Source organism: Streptomyces sp. MnatMP-M17 (assembly GCF_900091995.1).
In the GTDB taxonomy this organism is placed as follows: Bacteria; Actinomycetota; Actinomycetes; order Streptomycetales; family Streptomycetaceae; genus Streptomyces.
Genome location: NZ_FMDK01000402.1, coordinates 1 through 4,271, shown reverse-complemented (window position 1 = coordinate 4,271; position 4,271 = coordinate 1). Strand labels below are relative to the sequence as shown.

General features: G+C 70.9%; 3 protein-coding genes. All 3 read right to left on the bottom strand.

Going from position 1 to position 4,271, the window contains the following annotated elements:
* On the bottom strand, positions 1-1,253 hold a 1,253-nt coding region (locus GA0115259_RS18515; RefSeq protein ID WP_161230411.1), incomplete at its 3' end, for a TIR-like protein FxsC.
* A gap of 89 nt (positions 1,254-1,342) precedes the next feature.
* Positions 1,343-2,092, bottom strand: coding sequence for an AAC(3) family N-acetyltransferase (locus GA0115259_RS18510; RefSeq protein WP_093598167.1), 750 nt, complete (start codon positions 2,090-2,092; stop codon positions 1,343-1,345).
* 91 nt (positions 2,093-2,183) lie between these two features.
* A partial coding sequence (gene fxsB / locus GA0115259_RS18505) for a radical SAM/SPASM protein FxsBH, inactivated beta-hydroxylase extension form (RefSeq protein ID WP_107469212.1) occupies positions 2,184-4,271 on the bottom strand: 2,088 nt, incomplete at its 5' end.

Genomic DNA, 4,271 nt, shown 5'->3' with positions numbered 1-4,271 from the left:
CGCGGCCGTTCGGTATGGCCGCCGCCCGCGGGCGGATAGACCGCCGCGTGTCTCAGATACTGCTGGGCCGCCGCCTCGACCACCTGCGGCAGTATCTGGCCGAACGCCTCCATGCTGGGTACGCCTTTGGCGGCGGCCCGGCAGGCGGCCCGGCCCTGGCCCATCTTTCTCGGCATGGTCTGCTCCAACCGCTCGGCCAGTTCGGCCTCCTCGGCCCTGCTCTGCTGATCGTCGCGGTTCCACGGCACGACGACGCTCACCCAGGGCCGGTGTTCGGCGTCGAACGCGGCGAGCCGCTCGCGCTGTTCCTCGTCGCGCAGGGCCCACCGGTCGACCAGCAGGATCTCCGGCCGGGTGGGCGACTGCTTGCCGTCGCGCGGTACGGGCACCTCGTCGAAGGAGAGGATGTCCGCCTGGTAATTGAGGGACCGCACCAGATCCCGGGTGACATACGCCAACGGCCTTACGGAGTCCGGATGGTAGGGATTCCAGTCCTGGGCCATTCCGCCGTAGTAGTGCGAGGCCCGGCCCTCCGGAAGATCGTGGCGGGTGGGCGCGGCCACGGTGACCTGCATCGGCCGCGGTCCGCCGCTCGTGCCGAAAGCGCTGGGAGCGTTGCGGTAGTCGACCGGGCGTCCCGGGCCCACGGCGGCGGTGTCGGCGACACTGACAATGCGTTTGGCGAGTTCGTAGACGGCCCGTTCGTACTCCTCGGCGAATATCCGGAGTTTGATCAGACCGTAGAGCCCGTCGGTGACGTAGCGGTCCCCGAAGTCCCGGTGGTTGAACTGCAACCGCTCGGCCGGGCCCGGCAGTTGACGTGGCGGCACCGGCACCCAGAGGGCCGGCACGATCGCCTCCGCGGTGCGATTGCTCTTGGCCTGTTCATAGATGACGCGCTGGGCGAAGGCGAACCACTCCTTGCCGCACATCTCGCTGGCGAAGTAGCGCGGTGAGAAGAGCGGCACGAACACCCGGCAGGTGGCGAGCACTTCGGCCAGCCGCTCCGACCAACCCTCTCCCGAGCGCATCTCCCGGTCGATGAACCCGGCCTGCGCTCCGGCCGGCAGATCCGTCATGGCCATCACATGGGCGCTCAGATCCCGGAAGAGCCGCTCCACCCACATATCCGGATCCGGTCCCCCCGCACCGTCCCTCGGTGTGTGCGCATAACTGAGAAAGAAGTACGGCCGATGGTCAGCCGCTCGCTGTTGCGGTGACGCTTGCACACGACCCCCGTCCTGTGTGAGCACTCACCTCCACGAAATCCCTGAAAGTCATGGAGACGAGCGAACCAATCATTCCGGAACCGAGCCCCTCCCTCCCCATGCCGTTCGGTCAATCAACGCCGCTTTTCAGTCATCCACGACTCCGCATGGGCGACGGCGTCCTTGATCGAGAACGACCTCGCGGTTGTTCCGCCGAGCTGTCCCTTCTTTTCCAGATCCCAGGGGAATGACGCGCCGATCGCCTCGAAATCACTGTCGTCGAGGCTGACATCCTCATATTCCACCCACCGCGCGCCGTTGTCCGGCCCTTTCACCACACAGTGATAAGAGCGCAGGGTGGAGCCGACCTTGTATTCGGCCAGATGGAATGCCGTACAGACGGCGAAACCCACATTCACCATCAGCACCCGCGCGTCCGCCGCGACCAGGGCGCCGAGCGGTGAGTCCTCGCCGAGATGGCTGTGGAGCGGATGCCCGGCCATGAGCTCCGCCGCGCGCCGCCCGATCGCGGCGAAGGAGGTCTGCGGATGGGTGCTCCTGACGGCCCCGGGAGCGGTACGTACGGACTCGGCCAGCCGGCCCATCGCGGTGCAGGGCGTGGTCAGCGGATCGAAGGCGGGCATCCGGGCCCGGAAGGCCGCCGCCTGCCGCCTGGTCAGTCCCTGGATCTGGGCGAAGTGGGCCGAGGAGGTGTCGGAGTTCTCCTCGGTGAAGGCGGGTACGACGAGGGTCCCGTCGGGGCCCAGCGCCGTCAGCAGGGCCGTTCGGAGGATGTCGGCGTCCAGTCCGGTGCCGCTCAGCGAGGCGTGGACGAGCAGAGTCGTGCCGTCGGTGACGCCCAGCGCGGCCAGTTCCTCGGCCAGCTCCCCGACCGAAGCGTCCGTCGGCCCGTCGGTCGGCGCGGCGGGCGGCACGTCGGTCGGCGCGGCGGGCGGCACGTCGGTCGATGTCGTCTCAGCCACGGTCGGCCTCTTCCCGGAGTGTGGTCAGCAGGCTCTTCCCGCCGACGGTCAGTTCGGCCGCGTCCTCCAGCGTGTCCAGCGCCCGGCGGGCCTGGTCCCGGTGGCGGGGATCGTACGCGGCGAGCCCCACCCGTTCGTACGCGCCCGCCAGCAGCACCGACAGCGGGACCGGCTCCTCCTGCCAGGGCGCCGGTCTGTGCCACTCGCCGTCCAGCGCGTAGAGGTCCGTGACCTCGGTCAGCGCCCGCAGCCTGGCCGCGCGCAGAGCGCGCAGCAGCGCGGGCGCCAGCTCCTTCGCGCCGCCCTGTACGGGAACGCCCAGGGCGCCATAGCCATGGCCGTAGCCGTGACCATGGCCACGGTGGCCGGCCGAGGGCCCGGCGGAGACCAGAGGCGTCAGGGTGGACAGCGTTGCCGCGGCGTCGGCGGTCTGTTCCGGCACCCGCTCCCTGAGCAGCCGCCAGGCCGCCGCCAGCCGGTCGCTCCAGTCGGCCGCCTCGTCATGGCCGAGCCCGGGATGGACCGGGACGCCGAAGCAGTCGCGGTACGGATCGAGATCGTCGAGCGCCAGATCGGGCGCTCCGTCCCGGCCGAGCCGGCGCACCGGGCGCCAGTACGAGGTGGTCTCGTCGGTACGTACGACGAGCGGCTCCGCCGTGCCGACACGCACCACGAAGCCCTTCTCGGCCACGCGCACCTCGGCCTCTCCGCGCTCGCCGGGACCGCCGAGCCGGAGGGTGCCCAGGGTGGGCAGATGGAGCCCGCCGTCCGCGTAACCGATCCGTACGGGCAGATCCAGACCGCCACGGACGACCGCGGCGGCCACATACGCCGGGAGCCGGAGCGCGGCGGCGAGGGCGTCGGGCCGCTCGGCGCGCAGGGCGGCCACGGAATCGATCAGCCAGGTGCGGGTGTAGGGATGGGCGAGCACCGCGTCCAGCCCGTCGGCGTTTCCGGTGCCTTCGGCGGACCGCTCGACTGCGCCCGCCAGCTCCCAGGCCTCCTGCCAGGCGTCACCGCCACGGCCGGCCAGCTCGGCGTGCAGCTCGGCCAGCAGTGAGCGGGTCAGCTCCTGCTGGGCGACGAGCAGTTCACCGGTGTCGGCGACGGCGGGCGAAACGAGGGCGGCGGCCGTACGGGACTCGATCCCGCGGATCAGCGCCTCCAGATCGGCGCAGTAGACCGACGTGTTGTCGAAGCCGCCCGGGGCTTCCGCGCCGGCCGTGGCAGGTCCCGTTCCCGGTCCCGGTGTCGAGCGATACCGGTGCGTGTAGAGACCGCCGCCGCAGGAGCGTACGACCGGGCACTGCCGACAGGTCTCGCTGACGCCCGCGAGCCCGAGCTGTCTGGTCCGTACGCCGGGATGCGCGGCGACCTCGTCGAAGGAGTGTGTGAAGACGTCGAAGCCGGTGGCCGCCGCGCCGTCGTAGGCGCTCTTGAGCGAGTCGACCTGCTCCAGGGCGCCATCGGTCTCCACGACGACCAGATCGGTGGGCGCGAGTCCCAGCGACTCGGTGAGGCTGGGACCGCCGCTCAGGGTGGAGAGCACCGACTCGAAGAGCCGTACGGGCATCGGCCGGCCGTCGGCGTCCCAGCGGTCGAAGACGGCGAGCAGCCAGTCGGCGTACGCGGTGGCCGAGCCGTCGGGACGCGGCGGCGGATCGTCCCAGGTGGCGTGTGGCAGCAGAAAGTCGATCCGCGGCGGTTCGAGCGCGGCCAGCGCGTCGTACACCGCGACCGGATCGTTGGCCACGTCGATGGTGCACAGCAGCCCGAGATCGAGCGGGCGGTAGCGCTCCTGGCGCAGCAGGCCCACGGCCCGCAGGACCTGCGGATGGCTGCTGCGGCCGTCCGCGAAACGGCGGTGGCGGTCGTTGGCCGCCTTGTCGCCGTCCAGGGAGATACCCACCCGGACGCCGAACTCCGTGAAGAGATCGAGATAGCGAGGGCTGAGCTGGAGCCCGTTGGTGTGGATCCGTAAGTCGAGTTCGGCCACCCCGTCGAGGGCCCTGGTCAGCTCCTCGCAGACGCGGCGCAGCCGCTCCGGCCCGGCCAGCAGAGGCTCCCCCCCCCCCCCGGT